Annotated in this window: 11 protein-coding genes; all 11 read left to right on the top strand. The window is 45.8% G+C overall.

Annotated elements, in window-relative coordinates; all coding sequences use genetic code 11:
- Window positions 1-96 precede the first annotated feature (96 nt).
- The 11 genes from yqiS (at window position 97) to meaB (ending at window position 18,340) form a co-directional block, all read left to right on the top strand.
- Window positions 97-1,005, top strand: a complete 909-nt coding sequence (yqiS, locus tag NQ095_RS01565) for a phosphate butyryltransferase (protein ID WP_258261757.1) — start codon at window positions 97-99, stop codon at window positions 1,003-1,005.
- Window positions 1,006-1,047: 42 nt separating this feature from the next.
- Window positions 1,048-2,145, top strand: coding sequence for a branched-chain amino acid dehydrogenase (gene bcd, locus NQ095_RS01560; protein WP_060672231.1), 1,098 nt, complete (start codon window positions 1,048-1,050; stop codon window positions 2,143-2,145).
- A 135-nt stretch (window positions 2,146-2,280) separates the two neighbouring features.
- The gene (gene buk, locus NQ095_RS01555) at window positions 2,281-3,402 is read left to right on the top strand and encodes a butyrate kinase (protein WP_375162791.1); all 1,122 of its coding nucleotides are present in this window, start codon (window positions 2,281-2,283) and stop codon (window positions 3,400-3,402) included.
- 20 nt (window positions 3,403-3,422) lie between these two features.
- Window positions 3,423-4,847 (top strand): dihydrolipoyl dehydrogenase, encoded by a 1,425-nt coding sequence (lpdA, locus tag NQ095_RS01550; RefSeq protein ID WP_258261755.1) that lies wholly within the window; start codon window positions 3,423-3,425, stop codon window positions 4,845-4,847.
- Window positions 4,848-4,916: 69 nt separating this feature from the next.
- Window positions 4,917-5,915, top strand: coding sequence for a thiamine pyrophosphate-dependent dehydrogenase E1 component subunit alpha (locus NQ095_RS01545; RefSeq protein WP_258261754.1), 999 nt, complete (start codon window positions 4,917-4,919; stop codon window positions 5,913-5,915).
- A 14-nt stretch (window positions 5,916-5,929) separates the two neighbouring features.
- On the top strand, window positions 5,930-6,913 hold the full coding sequence (locus tag NQ095_RS01540) for an alpha-ketoacid dehydrogenase subunit beta (RefSeq protein WP_258261753.1): 984 nt from the start codon (window positions 5,930-5,932) through the stop codon (window positions 6,911-6,913).
- A gap of 46 nt (window positions 6,914-6,959) precedes the next feature.
- Window positions 6,960-8,273: a dihydrolipoamide acetyltransferase family protein gene (locus NQ095_RS01535; RefSeq protein WP_258261752.1), complete on the top strand. Its 1,314-nt coding sequence runs from the start codon at window positions 6,960-6,962 to the stop codon at window positions 8,271-8,273.
- A gap of 516 nt (window positions 8,274-8,789) precedes the next feature.
- A complete protein-coding gene (locus tag NQ095_RS01530; protein ID WP_258261751.1) occupies window positions 8,790-13,142 on the top strand; it encodes a S8 family serine peptidase in 4,353 nt (1,450 codons plus the stop codon).
- 212 nt (window positions 13,143-13,354) lie between these two features.
- Window positions 13,355-15,148: a methylmalonyl-CoA mutase family protein gene (locus tag NQ095_RS01525; protein ID WP_258261750.1), complete on the top strand. Its 1,794-nt coding sequence runs from the start codon at window positions 13,355-13,357 to the stop codon at window positions 15,146-15,148.
- Window positions 15,135-17,291: a methylmalonyl-CoA mutase gene (gene scpA, locus NQ095_RS01520; RefSeq protein ID WP_258261749.1), complete on the top strand. Its 2,157-nt coding sequence runs from the start codon at window positions 15,135-15,137 to the stop codon at window positions 17,289-17,291. Before NQ095_RS01525 ends, scpA begins: the two co-directional genes overlap by 14 nt.
- Window positions 17,291-18,340 carry a methylmalonyl Co-A mutase-associated GTPase MeaB gene (gene meaB, locus NQ095_RS01515; protein WP_258261748.1) on the top strand — a complete coding sequence of 350 codons (1,050 nt, stop codon included), beginning with the start codon at window positions 17,291-17,293 and terminating at the stop codon, window positions 18,338-18,340. Before scpA ends, meaB begins: the two co-directional genes overlap by 1 nt.
- The last annotated feature ends 9 nt before the right edge of the window (window positions 18,341-18,349 follow it).

Here is an 18,349-nt window from a genome sequence, read left to right as displayed (position 1 = left end):
TTTATAAAGCGTTTTCAGGCTTTTGAAGTTGGCACGCTTCTTGCATGTAGTTAAATGGGAACATAATAACAGAAAAAAGGGGTTGAAACGACATACATGAATCTACAATCTTTAGTGGAAAAAGCAACCCGAATTGAAAACTCCACTGTAGCAGTCGCTGCTGCAGAAGATAAAGAAGTCCTTGTGGCTGTTTCCATGGCAGTTGAAAAGAAGATGGCTGACTTTTTACTGTTTGGGGATAAAGAAGAAATCATCTCCATTTTGGATGAGGTTGCCCCACAGCTGATCTCTCACAGCAGTATAAAAATCAAGCATGCTTTCTCTCCTCAAAAAGCAGCGGAACTTGCCGTGAAAGCAGTAAAGGAAAATGAAGCAGGCACTCTTATGAAGGGGAACATCCCTACTGCTGTCATCTTGAAAGCAGTCTTGAATAAAGAATGGGGACTTCGTACAGGGAATGTTTTATCACATGTTGCAGCATTTGAGGTGGCTGGGTTTGAAAGGCTTACTTTCATTACGGATGCAGCAATGAATATCTCTCCTGACCTGCAGCAAAAAGCGCAAATCATCGAAAATGCCGTCGGGGTTGCCCGTTCAATCGGTGTGGAAATGCCGAAAGTAGCTCCTATTGCCGCCGTGGAAGTGGTGAATCCAGCGATGCCGGCTACAGTCGATGCGGCTTCACTCACCATGATGAATCAGCGGGGGCAGATTCGAGATTGCACCGTCGATGGCCCACTGGCACTTGATAATGCCGTTTCCCACCATGCAGCAGAACATAAAGGAATCGAAAGTGAGGTTGCGGGACAAGCGGATATCCTGCTCGTGCCGACGATCGAAACAGGAAATGCCCTGTACAAATCCTTGATCTATTTTGCCAAGGCAAAAGTAGGGGCAGTCATAGCCGGAGCAAAAGCACCAATCGTTTTAACATCCAGAGCAGACAGCGCAGAAAGTAAATTATATTCATTGGCACTGGCTATATGCTCTGCTTCTAATAAATAATCATCAATTCCTAAAAATATAAACCTACAGGGGGAAATAATAATGAAAATTTTCAGCTATATGGAACAATATGACTATGAGCAATTGGTATTCTGTCAAGACGAAGCTTCAGGATTAAAAGCAATCATCGCCATTCACGATACGACACTTGGACCTGCCCTTGGCGGGACCCGTATGTGGACGTACGAATCGGAAGAAGCGGCAATTGAAGATGCACTGCGCCTTGCCAAAGGGATGACCTATAAGAATGCAGCTGCCGGTCTGAATCTTGGTGGAGGGAAGACGGTTATCATCGGTGACCCCCGTAAAGATAAGAACGAAGAAATGTTCCGTGCCTTCGGTCGTTATATCCAAGGTTTAAATGGCCGCTATATCACTGCGGAAGATGTTGGTACGACGGTTGCCGATATGGACTTGATCCACGAAGAAACAGATTATGTAACAGGGATTTCACCCGCGTTCGGTTCATCCGGTAACCCTTCTCCTGTGACTGCTTATGGAGTATATCGTGGAATCAAAGCGGCAGCGAAAGAAGCGTTCGGTACAGATTCACTGGAAGGGAAAACAATCGCTGTTCAGGGGATCGGAAATGTTGCGTACAACATGTGCCGCCACCTTCACGAAGAAGGAGCAAACCTGATCGTGACTGATATCAACAAAGAAGCCGTTCAACGTGCCGTTGATGAATTTGGTGCGAAAGCAGTGGACATCAATGATATCTACGGAGTGGATTGTGACATCTTTGCACCATGTGCACTTGGTGCGATCATCAATGATGAAACGATTCCACAGCTTAAGGCGAAAGTCATTGCTGGAGCTGCAAATAACCAGTTGAAAGAAACTCGTCACGGTGATGCTATCCATGAGATGGGTATCGTTTATGCTCCTGACTACGTGATCAACGCAGGTGGAGTCATCAACGTAGCTGACGAATTATACGGCTATAACAGCGAAAGAGCGATGAAGAAAGTGGAGCAGGTATATAACAACGTAGAACGCGTGATCGAAATCGCTAAACGGGATAATGTCCCAACATACGTTGCTGCTGACCGTATGGCAGAAGAGCGCATCGAAAAAATGCACCGTTCAAGAAGTCAGTTCCTTCAAAATGGACACCATATTCTAAGCAGACGTGGATAAATAGAAAAAAGAACGCTTTGCTTTGTGAAAAAGTGAAGCGTTTCTTCCCGGTTAAGGGAAACATCGAACAGAGTAAGGGGTTATCTATCATAGGGGGAAATTCTTTCATGCAAACATTACAATACAGCTGCCCAAATGGAGGTAACAACAGTGCAGGAAAATAAACATCGAATACTTGTCATTAATCCTGGATCGACATCAACCAAAATTGGTGTCTTTGATGATGATCGCTCTATATTTGAAAAGACGATCCGTCATGAATCAGAGAAGATTAATGAATTTGCAACGATTATCGATCAATATGAATTCAGGAAGAACACCATTCTTCAGACATTGGATGAAGAAGGGATCAATATTTCAAAGCTGAGTGCCGTATGCGGCCGCGGGGGGCTCCTAAGACCGATAGAAGGTGGCACCTATTTAGTGAATGATGACATGCTGAAGGATCTGAAAGAAGGGTTTTCAGGGCAGCATGCATCCAATCTTGGGGGGATCCTGGCATTTGAAATTGCCTCAGGGCTGAATATCCCATCTTATATCGTCGATCCCGTTGTCGTGGACGAGCTGCAGCCCCTTGCCAGAGTTTCAGGATTCTCACTCATTGAAAGAAAGAGTATTTTCCATGCGTTGAATCAGAAAGCAGTGGCAAGAAGAGTGGCGAAGCAAATCGGGAAGAAATATGAAGACCTTAATTTGATCATCACGCATATGGGTGGCGGTATCACGGTAGGGGCACATCGGAATGGGAAAGTGGTGGATGTGAATAATGGGCTGCACGGAGACGGACCATTCAGCCCTGAAAGAGCAGGAACCGTTCCAGCTGGTGATCTGGTTGACCTTTGCTTCTCAGGAGACTATTACCGTGATGAAATCATGAAGAAACTTGTCGGGCAAGGCGGCCTGGTCGGTTATCTTGATACAAATGATGCCGTGAAAGTAGAGAAAATGATAGAAAATGGCGACGAAAAAGCCAAAGCCGTCTATGATGCCATGGCGTATCAAATTGCGAAAGAAATCGGGTCAGCAAGTGCGGTCCTGAATGGCAAAGTCGATGCCATTGTGTTAACAGGTGGACTTGCGTATGGCAAGGACTTTGTCAAAGCGATAAGCGAACGGATTAACTGGATAGCGGATGTCGTTATTCAACCAGGAGAAAATGAACTTCAAGCTCTTGCTGAAGGGGCTTTAAGAGTCTTACGGAACGAAGAAGACTATAAAGTATACCCGGGAAATGTAAAAACAGAAGCGAGAGTATAAGATAGAAGGGGGACTTAAGATTGGCAGAAGAATATGATTTAGTCATTCTCGGGGGAGGTACAGGTGGTTATGTTGCTGCCATCCGTGCTTCTCAACTTGGGTTAAAAACAGCAATCGTTGAAAAAGGAAAGCTTGGTGGGACATGCCTGCACAAAGGATGTATTCCAAGTAAAGCCCTTCTTCGCAGTGCTGAAGTATATGCAACAGCGAAACACAGTGAGAATTTCGGTGTGAAAATCAATGGAGTGGAACTTGATTTCCCTAAGGTTCAGGAAAGAAAAGATGGAATCGTCGAACAACTTCATAAGGGCGTCCAACATCTCATGAAACAGGGTAAAATTGATGTATTTGAAGGCCTTGGACGGATTCTCGGACCTTCCATCTTCTCTCCGATGCCTGGAACCATTTCCGTGGAAATGAACAATGGGGAAGATAACGCGATGCTTATTCCGAAAAATGTCATCGTGGCAACAGGTTCAAGACCACGTTCACTGCCCGGTCTTGATATTGATGGTGAATATGTTTTATCTTCTGATGAAGCGCTTTCACTCGAAGCACTTCCAAAATCGATCATCATCGTTGGCGGCGGCGTCATCGGAATCGAATGGGCTTCCATGCTTTCTGACTTTGATGTGGATGTGACCGTTGTTGAATACGCTGAAAGAATCGTTCCAACGGAAGATCACGAAATTTCTAAAGAAATGCAGCGCCTGATGAAGAAAAAAGGCGTGAAAATCGTAACAAGTGCAAAGGTGCTTCCTGAATCCTTAAAAAAAGAGGACGGAGAAGTTTCAATAAATGCCGAGCATAAAGGAGAAGAAAAATCCTTTACTGCAGAGAAGATTCTCGTATCTGTAGGCAGACAAGCGAACGTTGAGGGCATTGGCATAGAGAACACAGATATTAAAGTGGAAAAAGGCTTTATTGAGGTGAATGATTTCTTCCAGACAAAGGAATCTCATATTTACGCCATCGGCGATGTCATCGGTGGTCTTCAATTGGCTCATGTTGCATCTCACGAAGGGATCACAGCAGTGGAACATATGGCAAACGAAAAGCCTCATCCGATTGACTATTCATTGATTTCAAAATGCATCTACAGTAACCCTGAGGTTGCAAGCGTAGGGATTACAGAGCAGGAAGCGAAGGAAAAGGGATACAATCTTAAGGTCGGTAAGTTCAGCTTCAGAGCTATCGGAAAGGCACTTGTTTACGGAGAATCCGATGGTTTTGTGAAGATCATTGCGGACGAAGATACAGAAGATATCCTAGGGGTTCATATGATCGGTCCTCACGTTACGGATATGATTTCTGAAGCTGGACTCGCTAAAGTACTAGATGCAACACCGTGGGAAATAGCCCACACCGTTCACCCTCATCCATCCCTATCCGAAGCAATCGGAGAAGCAGCACTGGCTGTAGATGGAAAGGCAATTCACTCATAATAAGACAATTCAGGAAAGGTAGGAACCTGTCTATCTTTCCAACATTAGATTATGTAGGAGGTAAACAAAATGGCAGAAAATCGTCATGAAGCGTTAGGACTTTCCAATGAGAAAGTATTAGAAATGTATGAAACCATGCTGCTTGCCAGAAAAATCGATGAGCGCATGTGGTTACTGAACCGTTCGGGTAAAATCCCATTTGTTATTTCATGTCAGGGGCAGGAAGCGGCTCAAGTTGGTGCTGCATTCGCCCTGGACCGTGAAAAAGATTACGTGCTGCCGTACTATCGTGACATGGGGGTTGTATTGACATTCGGAATGACGGCACAGGAATTAATGCTATCAGGTTTTGCGAAAGCAGAAGACCCGAACTCAGGTGGTCGACAAATGCCTGGTCACTTTGGTCAAAAGAAGAATAATATCGTAACGGGTTCATCACCTGTAACGACCCAAGTGCCGCATGCCGTTGGTCTCGCTCTTGCCGGAAAAATGGAGAAGAAAGATGTTGTGACGTTTGTAACGTTCGGAGAAGGGTCTTCCAACCAGGGAGATTTCCATGAAGGGGCAAACTTTGCAGGTGTACATAAACTTCCTGTTATTTTCATGTGTGAAAACAATAAATATGCGATTTCGGTTCCGATTGAAAAACAATTGGCGTGTGAGAAAGTTTCAGACCGGGCCATCGGGTACGGAATGCCTGGAATCACAGTGGATGGAAATGATCCGATCGAAGTATATAAAGCCGTGAAGGAAGCCGCTGATCGTGGACGTCGCGGAGAAGGTCCAACGCTTGTTGAGACGGTTTCTTATCGTTTGACTCCTCACTCCTCCGATGATGATGACAGAAGCTACCGCTCACCGGATGAAGTGGCAAAAGCGAAAACGAACGATCCGATCATCACATTTGGCGCTTATCTGAAAGAGACAGGCGTTATGAATGATGACATTGAGAAAGAAATCAATGATCGTATTATGAAGCTTGTAAACGAAGCAACGGATTATGCAGAAAACGCTCCATATGCTGAAGCAGAATCAGCGATGAAGTATGTTTACGCAGAAGAGAAGTAAGGGGGAATTCAATCATGCCAGTAATTTCATACATTGATGCCGTAACCATGGCAATAAGAGAAGAAATGGAACGTGATGAAAAAGTATTCGTTCTTGGTGAAGACGTAGGGAAAAAAGGTGGAGTATTTAAAGCGACTCACGGTCTGTATGATCAATTTGGTGAGGACCGTGTCATTGATACGCCACTTGCTGAATCAGCCATTGCCGGAGTCGGAATCGGGGCTGCCATGTATGGTATGAGACCAATCGCAGAAATGCAGTTCGCTGATTTTATCATGCCTGCCGTAAACCAAATCATCTCTGAAGCGGCAAAAATTCGTTACCGTTCGAATAATGATTGGAGCTGTCCGATGGTCATTCGTGCTCCTTACGGTGGTGGAGTGCACGGAGCGCTTTATCACTCGCAATCCGTCGAAGCCGTCTTTGCCAATCAACCCGGATTGAAAATTGTGATGCCTTCGACTCCATATGATGTGAAAGGCTTATTGAAAGCGGCCATCCGTGACGAAGATCCGGTATTATTCTTTGAACATAAACGAGCTTATCGTCTGATCAAAGGAGAAGTGCCTGAGGATGATTATACGCTTCCAATTGGAAAAGCTGACGTGAAGCGTGAGGGAGAAGACATCACTGTCATCACATACGGCTTATGTGTTCACTTTGCCCTTCAAGCGGCTGAGAAACTTGCTCAGGACGGAATTGAGGCACATGTCCTGGATTTACGCACCATTTACCCGTTAGATAAAGAGGCAATCATTGAAGCAGCGTCTAAAACAGGTAAAGTACTTCTTGTGACAGAAGACAATAAAGAAGGAAGCATCATGGGTGAAGTTTCTGCGATTATCGCTGAAAATTGCTTGTTCGAGCTTGATGCCCCGGTAAAACGCCTTGCAGGTCCGGACGTTCCGGCTATGCCGTATGCACCGACAATGGAAAAATATTTCATGATTAACCCGGACAAAGTAGAAAAAGCAATGCGTGAACTTGCAGAATTTTAATCACAGTCAACACCAATTAAGCGAAAGCAGTAGGGAGGGTTCCTCATTGGGTATTGAAAATATGAAAATGCCTCAGCTAGGGGAAAGTGTTACAGAAGGTACAATTAGTAAATGGTTGGTGTCACCTGGTGATACCGTTAATAAATACGATCCGATTGCAGAAGTTCAAACAGATAAAGTAAATGCAGAAGTGCCATCTTCCTTTTCGGGTACCATTAAAGAATTAATTGCCGAAGAAGGAGACACACTTGAAGTCGGGGAAATCATTTGCTCCATCGAAATTGAAGGTGGAGGCGCGGCCCCTGCTGAAGAAACTCCGAAAGAGGAGCCGAAAGAAGAAGTTAAAGGATCTGCTCCAGTTAAACCAAAAGCTTCAACAAAAGATAGTGGAAATAAGGCCAGGTATTCGCCAGCCGTATTAAAACTGTCTCAAGAGCATGACATTGACCTGAATCAGGTTGAGGGAACCGGAAACGGCGGCCGGATCACTCGTAAAGATTTAAAGAAGATCATCGAATCAGGCTCAATTCCGAAAGCGGGAGATACACCTGCACCTAAGAATGAAGATCAGGCTCCACAACAAGCGCCGGTGAAAGAATCTGCACCAGAGCAACCAGCTAAACAACAAGCACCTGTAACGAATGTCCCTGTAGTCCCTGGTGATATCGAGATTCCGGTTTCAGGCATCCGCAAAGCGATTGCCTCCAACATGGTACGCAGTAAACATGAAGCGCCTCATGCCTGGACGATGATGGAAGTGGATGTAACCAACCTGGTTGACTATAGAAATTCACTTAAGACAGAATTCAAACAGCGTGAAGGATTCAATCTGACATTCTTCGCATTTTTCGTGAAAGCTGTCGCCCAGGCTCTTAAAGAATACCCGCAAATCAATTCCATGTGGGCAGGGGACAAGATCGTTCAGAAGAAAGACATCAATCTTTCCATTGCAGTAGCTACAGATGATGCACTATATGTTCCTGTGATTAAGAATGCTGACGAAAAAACAATCAAAGGAATCGCCAGGGAGATCACCGAGCTTGCAGGAAAAGTCCGCAGCGGTAAATTGACCTCTCAAGATATGCAGGGCGGAACATTTACGGTGAATAACACAGGGTCATTTGGCTCGGTACAATCGATGGGTATCATCAATTATCCACAGGCCGCGATTCTCCAAGTAGAATCAATCGTAAAACGTCCTGTCGTCATGAATAATGGAATGATTGCCGTTCGTGATATGGTGAACCTCTGTATGTCACTCGATCACCGCGTACTTGACGGTTTGGTATGCGGAAGATTCCTGCAACGCGTAAAAGAAATATTAGAAAATACTTCCAAAGAAAACACATCTGTCTATTAATAGTGATAAGGACCAGCCCTGGGAGGTTGGTCCTTGTTTTTTTTATGTGTGTAGATAAATGGACTTATGACACAAAGGTTTATTATGAGAATATTCGGGAAAAACAAGAAAATTATAACTGGAAGAATATTCTAGATAGTATTTCCTATGACTGTTTAGGTCGTATTTCTATTTTCTCATTCAGGTATCCCGACCTCTGAAACTTCTCACTCATTTTTTCTATTCTTCATTTATCAATAGATGCATTACCTCCACTTTTAGCCTATTAAATCTGAGGATTATACAGAATTATTCCTGAAGTTATATTAAGGGCGTGACTTTATCCTTATGAAATTAAGGAGATTCGTGACTTTTCAATCAATTACTGAATTTTCAGATTTATTTCGACAGCAACTTACAACATTTTACATTGCATCTTGGTTATCTTTGGTTTAACACCTACTATTTTCCATCTGAGGTGTTCAAGGAGGTGTAAGGTTTACCGAATTGATCCAAAAAAGACTGGGAGGGAATTAGATGTCAGGTAGAAAGCGTAAGGCAAGATGGTTGTCCATTGTACTCACCTTAGTCATGTTCGTCCCCTTAATGTTTCCATTCAATGCAGGGGCGGCGAATACCTCACAAGCGGCTCTATCGAAAGAAAAGCCATCCACATCAGCCAATGAGTCAGCAAAAGTAAGTCCACAATCAAAAATCACAACAACATTACAGGAACAATTTAAAAAAGAGAAACAGGTCACATACTTAGTGAAATTCAAGGATCAGGTAGACACAGAGGCAGTAGCTAAAAAGGCGGCTGAAACAGCGAAAAAGCAGAAACTGTCTGCTAATAGTAAGAAATTATTAAAACGGAATATGGTCGTCTCAGAGCTTCGCGCTAAAGCCCTTGAATCTCAAGCAGGAGTGAAAGAATACTTAGCGAAAGAGAAGAAATCAGGTGAAGTGAAGGAAATCAAAGATTTTTATGTTGTAAACGGAATGGCCGTTACAAGTACTAAGAAAGTGATGGAGAAAATTTCAACCTTTGCTGAAGTGGAAAAGATCCTGCCGAATGAAACGAGACAGATTATCCAGCCGGCCAAGGCCAAGTCCTCTTCATCAGCAGTGTTGGATAAAGAAGCACCAAAAAGCCCGGCATCGATCGAGTGGAACATCGATCGGGTTGGAGCACCGGCGGTCTGGGAGATGGGAATCGATGGAGCAGGAACCGTCATCGCCTCCATTGACACCGGGGTACAATGGGACCACCCGGCATTAAAAGAAAAATATAGAGGGTATGACCCTCAGAATCCTGATTCACCCGACAACGAATTCAACTGGTTTGATGCAACCGCAGGACAGAGTGCGCCATATGACGATCAGGGTCATGGAACACACACTGTCGGTACAATGGTCGGGTCTGAACCCGATGGCAGCAATCAGATCGGTGTAGCGCCAGGTGCCAAGTGGATCGCGGTCAAAGCTTTCACGGCGGATGGTGGAACGGATGTTGATTTACTGGAAGCGGGAGAATGGATTCTGGCACCTAAAGATGCTGAAGGAAATCCACATCCTGAAATGGCTCCTGATGTTGTCAATAACTCATGGGGTGGTGGAGCCGGCCTCGATGAATGGTACCGGGATATGGTAAGTGCGTGGAGAGCGGCAGAAATATTCCCAGAGTTCTCTGCGGGAAATACAACGCTATTCAATCCGGGAGGACCGGGATCGATTGCGAATCCAGCTAACTACCCTGAGTCATTCGCAACAGGTGCAACGGATATCAACGATCAATTGGGAAGCTTCTCATTACAGGGACCATCTCCTTATGAGGAAATTAAGCCTGAAATTGCCGCACCGGGAGTGAATATCCGCTCTTCCGTCCCAGGTGGCAATTATGAAGGAGGCTGGAATGGGACATCAATGGCTGGTCCACACGTAACGGCAGTCGCTGCCCTGTTACGACAAGTGGATGCAAGCTTAACAGTGGATGAAATCGAAGAAATCCTTATGTCGACCGCTGTCCCATTAACAGATGGAACATTCCCGGAATCTCCAAATAACGGGTATGGACACGGCTTGGTCAATGCGTTTGATGCAGTATCATCCGTTATGAGCGGAATCGGTAAAGTAAAAGGACAGGTTTCAAAAGAAGGTGATGACACGGAAGCTCCTGTCATCGGTCATGACGCACCACAAGAAGCATTTAAAGAAATGAATCTGCCATTACAGGCAGAAGCAAGTGATAATGTCAGTGTGACGAACGTAACCCTGAATTATCAAAATCAGGATGGTGAATGGGTAGAAGTCGAAGCCGGCAGAACATCAGGGGACTACACATCAGGAACGTATGAAGCGGTCATCCCGGGTGAGGATCTTACAGGAGATCAGGTCACCTACAAGTGGGTTGCGACGGACTTCGGTGGAAATGAAGTCGAATCTGATACGTATACTGTAAACCTGTTACCGGGTATCACAGTTGGATATGAGCAGGACTTTGAAGCAGATCCGACTGGTTGGACATCGTACGGTCCAGGGAACAGCTGGGAGTGGGGCGTTCCGGCGAGTGGTCCGGGAAATGCTTCTTCAGGAGAAAAAGTATATGCCACCAACTTAGACGGAACCTATGACAATAGTGCGAATATGTCACTACAGATGCCTCCGATCGATTTACCTGAAGGAGAGAGCTACCTGCAATTTAAACAGTGGCACGAACTGGAACGCAACTATGACTACGGCCATGTGTTTGTATCCACTGATGGTGAAGAGTGGACACAGGCGCTGCGCGTAAACGGAAATACTGAAGGATGGATAGACGGAGAAGTGGATCTGAGTCAGTATGCAGGTCAACGTGTATACATTGCGTTCAACGTTACCTCCGATGGAAGTGTCACGAAACAAGGCTGGTACCTTGATGATGTAAAGCTTAGCTCGGAATCAAATCTTCCAGCCAAGAAAATGAATCTTGGCCTGAAATCAAAGGATGAAAAGTCATCCTCTGCCTCGAAAAAACCAAGTGTAAATCCAGCTAAGATTACAGTGGAAAATGAAGTGAAGAAAGATGATAAGACGGAGAAATCAGGTCCAGCTCCTGTACTTCTTCCCCTGCAAGCAGAGGTAAGTGTACTGGAAACGGGTCGTTCCGTTTACACAAATCCTGCAGATGGTTCATATGAAATGACTCATGCAGCAGGTGAATTCACATTGCAGGCAACCACATACGGTTACAGGTCTGAAACACAAAGTGTGACAATTGAAGCCGATCAAACATCTACTGCCAATTTCACCCTTGAAGAAATCCCTCAAGGGAATATTACCGGAACCGTCACGAACGAAGTTTCTGGAGAACCGGTTGAAGGCGCAACGGTCTTCGTTCTCGAAGATGCCGTAGTAGAGCCAGTTGAAACAAATGCCAATGGAGAATATGAATTAGAAGCCTATGAAGGGGACTACACTCTTAAAGTGGTTGCGCCTTACTATTATAGTAAGGAAATGAGCGTCACAGTGGAAGGCGGGGAAGTCACAACCGCCGATGTATCCTTAGAACCATTCATCGGGTATCCAGGGGAGATCGGGTACGATGATGGAACAGCAGAAAATGCACGTGCGTTCTATGATGCAGGTAACGGCTGGGCCGTGAAAATGTCCCTTGAAGAAGGAAATGACACGGCACTTGTGACAGGCGGACTATTCCGCTTCTGGGACACTGAATGGCCTGTACCTGGAGGAACTGAATTCCAGGTTGCCGTCTATGACGCTTCTGGACCAGACGGGGCACCAGGGAAGAAAATTGCCGGTCCATTTGATGGAACTGCATTGCGTAATGGTGAATGGACGCATGTGGATCTCAGTGAGCACGGCATCATGGTCGAAGGTGATTTCTATATGGTGTACATCCAGTCTGTACCAAATCCGAATGCACCAGGCCTTGGAACGGATGAAGATGGAGAATATGCAGCAAGGAGCTGGCAGTTCGTCGGCGGCGCCTGGTCACTGGCACCGGAAGATGAGGGTAACTACATGATTCGCGCAACAGTGAATTATGAAGTGACGTCACCTGTCATAACGTCACCGAAGGATGGATCTTTTACGAATAAGGATTCCGTTACGGTTGAAGGGACTTCTGCCCCGACTACGACCGTTCACCTCTTTAATGGTGAAGAGGAAGTAGCGACAGCCGACACAGGTGAGGATGGAACATTCTCTGCTGATGTTTCCCTTCATGAAGGTGAGAATGTATTAACCGCAAAGGCAGCGACGGAACAGGGCATGACGGGACCATCGGATTCAGTGACGGTAACGCTTGATCAAGTGAAGCCGGAACTCGCCATCACATCACCGGAAGATGACATGAAAACAAATCGTGAAGCGGTCACTGTTCAAGGAACCATCGCGGATGAAAATCTTGCATGGGTGAAAGTGAATGGTGAGAAAGCTGCTGTCAAGGACGGAGAGTTCAGTCATCGAATTCTACTGACTGAAGGAGAGAATGTCATCCAAGTAGTAGCGAAAGATAAAGCAGGAAACAAAAAGAAACAAAAGGTAACGGTCTTCGCGAAATTTGGGGACATTGAGATTGAAAATCTTCTTCCTGCAGAGGATAAAGAACTGAAGAAGGGCGAATCCGTCAAGATCGAATTTGACAGTGAGCCTGGATTGGATGCGACATTTGTCATTCAAATGCCTCTGACAAATGCACGCTCCCAAGTGACGAACGCTACTGAACTTCCAATGATGGAAACATCAGAAGGTCATTATGAAGGTTACTATACGGCTACTTCGAATGTGAAGGCGCCGGGAGCCGTGATTGAAGTGAAGATTTCCGATGCTTATGGAAATGTTACGACTCAACGTGCTGAAGGAAAATTGTATATCAATTCAAAAAAATAAGCAAAGTGGGGAGAAGAGTTGGGACGTCCAACTCTTCTTCTTTTTTATGCTCATTCTTCTGAGAGATTGAAGTAAGCCGGTTTTTTTTATATACTAAAATAGTATTAGTATAAACATTTTGAATTTTCAAAGGGGACGCTTGCTTATTTAGAAGAATCGTAATGAAAAGTTATGTAAACGATTACAAAAATGGTTTACGGAAGAGGGGTATTATGAAACTTAGTGATATGAAAAGTCAATCATTCAGTCGTCATACACTGTCAGAATGGGTGGAAGTTGCTGAAAAAGCGCTAAAGGGGAAGGGGATAAGTTCCTTACATACAAGCACATATGAAAATATTGATCTTAAACCATTATTTTTAGCGGAGGACGCACCTCAAATTAATAGGGTGAAAGATTATATCCCGAATATTGATGACAAATTGGAACGCACTCATAAATGGTACATCGCCCAGCCAATCAAAAGGGAATCATGGGGAGAACTCTCATCAGCCGTGAGGGATGCGTTGTCCAGGGGGCAAAACTGTCTGTCGTTTTCCATTGGGGACCTGGACGAGGCTCAGGGCCTGGTGCCATTCATGAACGATATGGGAGGGTTTGATGCTCCTGTTTTTTCGACGGATCAGGCTACATCAATGGCCATCCATGGTATGAAGGACATTCCAGAGAGGAAGGGGATGACAGGGGTTATTGGATACGACCCCATATCAGAGGAAGGATGGTCCGATGAAAGCAGATTGGAACGGTGGCTGAATGTTCTCGAAGGGTCGGTTATGGACTTGTCAGGCGTTAAGGCCCTGATTGTGAATTCAGCTCCCTATCATAACAATGGCGCAAGTGCGACACAGGAGCTTGCTTATGCACTGGGTGAAGGTGTCGCTTATTTGGAGGCGGTTCAGGATAAAGGGTGGGAAATCGAGAAGGCTGCCCAAACCTTACACTTCCATTTTTCAATAGGCAGTCATTTCTTTATGGAAATCGCGAAAATCAGGGCATTTAAGAAACTGTGGCAGGGAGTCTTAACCTCTTACGGCTTGAATGAACAAAGTATCGTAAAGTCCATCAGCATCAGTGCAGAGACCTCCCGATTCAACAAATCGGCGCTGGATTCCTATGTCAACATTCTCCGCGCGGGAGGGGAAGCATTCTCTGCGATCCTCGCAGGGGTCGATTATCTTGTCGTAAGCCCTTTCAATGAGGTGAGCGGCGAAGTGACTCCCCTTGCTGAAAGGATTGCCAGGAACACTCAACTTGTCCTGGGGGAAGAAGCCCATTTGAATAAGGTTCTTGACCCTGCTGGTGGTTCTTATTATGTGGAATGGCTTTCAGATGAAGTAGGAAAACGTGCATGGAAGGAATTCCAGCAGGTCGATAAGGAGGGTGGGATCCTTGCCCTACTTGCTAATGGATCGATAGAAGAGAAGATAAAAGTAGTAAGGGACGCCCGCATCCAGGACTTAGCCACCCGGAAGAACTCCATGATCGGGACCAACATCTATGCAAATCTGGAAGAGACCCTTCCGATTTCTCCAGCAGCGGGACAACGGATCTCTCTTCCTTTTGAAAGAGTAAGAGAGCGGGCACAGAAACTCGGAGGTAATCTCACTGCAGGCCTGATCGGGTTAGGGGAACTGAAAACGTATAAGCCACGTGCCGACTTTGTAAAAGGGTTTTTAGCGACGGGAGGCATTCAGACGCATCAAAGTACAAATTGCTTCTCCAAGGAAGATATCCTCCAATTCGTAGAAGAAACCCGATATCCGTACTATGTGGTGTGCGGAAAGGACGAAGAATATCTTGATAAACTCTCAATGATCACTGAAGCCGTCCATCACGTTGATTCTTCCATTGTGATTGACCTGGCGGGCAGAATTCCTGATGAAAACAGAAGTGAATGGGTCCTTAAGGGATTGAACGGGGCCATCTACAACAAACAGAACATACTTGAAAAACTGGATGCACTATTAACCATTTGGGAGGAGGGGAAAGACAATGAGGAAGCCTGATTGGCAACAAATCAACCCGTATTCGAATGAGGCGGCAGCGGGGGACCATCCCCTTACCGGCACTCCCTACGAAACGAATGAAAAAATCGATATAAAACCTTTATATACAGAAAGAGACTCGGAAAATATTTCTCATGGTGAAGATTTACCCGGCCTCGCTCCGTACACAAGGGGGCCGTATCCGACGATGTATGTGAATCGTCCTTGGACGGTCAGGCAGTACGCGGGGTTTTCAACCGCTGAAGAAAGCAATGCTTTTTATAGAAGAAACTTAAGTATGGGGCAGAAAGGGTTGTCGGTGGCATTTGATTTGGCGACTCACCGCGGATATGACTCGGATCATCCAAGGGTTGTAGGAGATGTAGGGAAGGCCGGCGTCGCCATCGATTCCATCCTGGACATGAAGATATTGTTCGACGGGATCCCCCTTGATCAAATGTCCGTTTCCATGACGATGAACGGGGCTGTTCTGCCCATCCTTGCTTTTTATATCGTGACGGCAGAAGAGCAGGGGGTATCGAAGGAGAAGCTTTCCGGTACGATCCAGAACGATATCTTAAAGGAATATATGGTCAGGAATACGTACATCTATCCACCTGAAACGTCCATGAACATCATTGCGGATATCTTCGAGTATACATCCAAACATATGCCGAAATTCAACAGTATCAGTATTTCAGGGTATCATATGCAAGAAGCAGGGGCACCTGCTGATATTGAGCTTGCTTATACGTTGGCGGATGGTCTCGAGTATGTCAGGACCGGACTTCAGGCAGGGATCGACATCGATTCTTTTGCACCGAGACTTTCATTTTTTTGGGCAATCGGCATGAACTATTTCATGGAAGTGGCCAAGATGAGGGCGGCCAGGAGGATTTGGGCGAAAATGATGAAGACTTTCAACCCCCGGAATCCTAAATCGATGGCGCTTAGGACCCATTCCCAAACATCCGGATGGAGCTTGACGGAACAGGATCCTTATAATAATGTCATCCGCACGTTACTTGAAGCCCATGCAGCTGCGATGGGCCATACGCAGTCGCTCCATACGAATGCCCTTGACGAAGCGATCGCCCTGCCGACAGACTTTTCAGCGCGCATCGCCCGAAATACCCAGCTGTATCTTCAAGAAGAAACGGGCATAACAAAAGTGATCGACCCATGGGCCGGTTCCCACTATGTCGAAACGCTGACTCATCAGCTGATGGAAAAGGCATGGGAGCATATTGAAGAAATCGAAGAACTAGGAGGCATGACGAAAGCAATTGAAACGGGTTTGCCGAAGATGCGCATCGAGGAAGCTGCTGCCAGAAGACAAGCGATGATCGATTCAGGGGACGAATCCATCATCGGGGTGAATAAATACCGTCTGGATAAGGAAGATCCGATTGAAACACTGGACATCGATAATACGGTGGTCAGACAGAAGCAGATCGAACGGATCCAGAAGTTGAAAGAAGAACGGAATGAAGAGAAAGTAACTGAAACCCTCGAAGCTTTGACATATACGGCTGAAACAGGCGATGGGAACCTCCTTGAAAAAGCCGTTGATGCGGCAAGGGCACGTGCCACTCTAGGAGAAATCTCTGATGCGATAGAAAAAGTTTCCGGAAGGCATAAAGCAACGATCCGGAGTATAAGCGGGGTGTACAGTTCGAATTTCTCAAATGAACAGGAAATCAACATCGTGAAGGAGATGACGGAAGAATTTCTGGAGAACGAAGGAAGAAGACCCCGCATCCTCATTGCCAAGATGGGGCAGGACGGTCATGACAGGGGTGCGAAAGTAATCAGCACGGCATTTGCCGATCTTGGATTCGACGTGGACATCGGACCGTTGTTCCAAACGCCTGAAGAAACAGCTCTTCAGGCCGTTGAAAACGATGTTCATGTCATCGGGGTAAGCTCATTGGCCGCCGGTCATAAAACGCTTCTGCCTCAATTAGTGGCGGAACTGAAGAAACTTGGAAGGGAAGACATCCTTGTCGTCATCGGCGGAGTGATTCCAGCGAAAGACTATGACTTCCTTTTATCCAACGGGGCATCTGCCGTTTTTGGCCCTGGAACGATCATTCCTGTAGCCGCACAAAAAGTGATCAAAGAAATTTATGAAGTGCTCGGCTATGAGGAAGTGGCTGAATAATGACAGAGCATCAGTCGGGACGAAAGAAGAAATTTGTGAAAAAGAAAAGGGATCCCGTTTCAATCAGTGACTTAAAAGCCGGGGTCCTGAATGGTGACCGAAGTCACTTAGCGAAAGCCATCACATTGATAGAGAGCAATGCGGAAGAGCATTATGCGTTGGGACAGGAGCTTCTGCAAGAACTCCTCCCCCATACCGGTAATAGTTTCCGGATCGGGATCACTGGCGTGCCGGGAGCCGGGAAAAGTACGTTTATCGAACAATTCGGGGAGATGTTGTGTAACGAGGGGCACAGGGTAGCCGTTCTTGCCATCGATCCAAGCTCCTCTATTTCTGGTGGCAGCATTTTAGGGGATAAAACAAGGATGGAGCAGCTATCCAAGAATCCACGTGCCTTTGTCAGACCTTCGCCAACGGCAGGGACGCTGGGCGGGGTCCACAGGAAAACCAATGAGACCCTCCTTTTATGCGAGGCCGCGGGGTATGACCTCATCATCATAGAGACTGTAGGGGTCGGTCAGAGTGAAGTCATGGTCAGACAAATGGTGGATTTCTTCCTGCTCCTCGTCATTACTGGAGCGGGAGATGAGCTTCAGGGAATGAAAAAAGGGATCATGGAGCTTGCCGACGTGTTGCTCGTGAATAAAGCAGATGGAAAGAATAAGCCCCTCGCTGAAAAGACGAGGAGGGAGCTCAATCAAATCCTTCACTTTCTCATACCCGCCACAAAAGGCTGGAGTTCAAAGGCTTATACCTGTTCGGCGTTGAAAAATGAGGGATTGAAGGAGCTATGGGATGTGGTCCAACAATTCGAAGAGCAGACAAAAGAACAGGGTGTATTCGAAGAAAGAAGGCTTATCCAGAAACAGGAATGGTTCCATACGATGCTGAGGGAAAGAATACTGTCAGACTTCTTCTTCCAAAAAAGCATCAAGTCATCACTTCCCGAGGTGGAAGACCGGGTGAAAACGGGGGATTACACAACTTCACAAGCGGTAGAAGGACTGTTGAAACAATACAAAGCTGCAATACAGGATGGGAATAGTTAATTTTAATTG

Origin of the sequence: Rossellomorea sp. SC111 (assembly GCF_024733565.1) — a bacterium.
In the GTDB taxonomy this organism is placed as follows: domain Bacteria; phylum Bacillota; class Bacilli; order Bacillales; family Bacillaceae_B; genus Rossellomorea.
Note: the sequence above shows the minus strand (reverse complement) of the source record. Positions and strands in the feature narration are given on the sequence as shown.